General features: G+C 60.1%; 1 protein-coding gene. It reads right to left on the bottom strand.

Going from position 1 to position 1,248, the window contains the following annotated elements; genetic code table 11:
• On the bottom strand, positions 1-1,163 hold a 1,163-nt coding region (locus ABIB66_RS43495), incomplete at its 3' end, for a transposase (RefSeq protein WP_354260127.1).
• Positions 1,164-1,248 lie beyond the last annotated feature (85 nt).

The following is a 1,248-nucleotide window of genomic DNA, read 5'->3' as shown; positions in this document are numbered from 1 at the left end:
TCGGTGCCAGCGAACGACCGGGCAACGTCTCGGGCATGCTCATGGATATCGCGCGGGATCTTGCGTGATGGTTCCTTTGGGCAGCACTGCGGTTTGAGCGGGCATACATCGCAGTCGAGCTTGCTGGCACGATACAGAAGGGTCTTGCCCTCGTGCACGGTACCGCTCGTCCCAAGCCGCTTACCACCCGGGCAGTGGTAAACGTTCCCGGTTGGGTCATATCGAAAGTCGCTCCGCGAGAAGGTGCCATCATCCCGCTTCGACTTATCGAACACAGGGATATGCGGCGCGATGCCCTTCTCCTCGACCAGCCAGTTCAGCATCGGAGCCGCTCCGTAAGCGGTATCCCCGACAAGTCGCTCTGGCTTGAGACCGAAGCGCTCCTCGGTTCGTTCGATCATGGTTTTGGCTGCACCGACCTCGGCCTGGCGAATGGCGCGGGAGGCCTCGACATCCACGATGACGCCGAACTTCACGTCGATGAGATAGTTGTCGGAGTACGCGAAGAATGCCGGCCCCTTGTGAGCGCCGGTCCACTGCGCTGCCGGATCGGATGGCGAGACAAACTTCGGGATGACATCGCTGGCGGCGCCCCACGCCGGATCGTCGAGGGTTGCCAAATACTCCTTCACCGCGCGGCTGGACCTGGCCGGATCGCGATCCCTGCGCCAGTCCTGACCTGCGATCGAGCGCTGCTTGTTCGCGTCGGCCGCAATCAGGCTCGCATCGACTGCAAATCCTTCGCCGCCAACCAGACCGGCGGCAATGCATGTCTCGACAATCCGTTCGAACACGCGGCGGAGAACATCTCCATCACGGAAGCGCTCGTTGCGGGCGCGCGAGAATGCCGAATGATCCGGGACAGCGTCCTCGATACCAAGCTTGCAGAACCAGCGATAGGCGAGGTTCACCTGCACTTCACGGCAGATCAGCCGTTCCGAGCGGATCGCAAAGACATACCCCACGACCAGCATCCGGATCATCAGTTCCGGATCAATCGACGGGCGCCCCATCGACGAATAGTGAGATGCTAGTTCACCGCGAAGCCAGGACAGATCGAGAGCAGCATCGATCTTCCGCACCAGATGATCTTCGGGTATCGCGTCGCCAAGACGAAACTCGTAGAACAGTTGACTTTGGTCACTCTTCAGACGGCCCATCATGGATCGACCTCGCCGAGATTCGCGTCAACACAACGGAATCACGGTTCGTGACTTGTCTCAACCGACTTTTGCAACAAAATCGGCC

This window comes from Bradyrhizobium sp. F1.13.3, assembly GCF_040548265.1.
In the GTDB taxonomy this organism is placed as follows: Bacteria; Pseudomonadota; Alphaproteobacteria; order Rhizobiales; family Xanthobacteraceae; genus Bradyrhizobium.
This window is presented reverse-complemented; position numbering and strand designations above follow the sequence as displayed.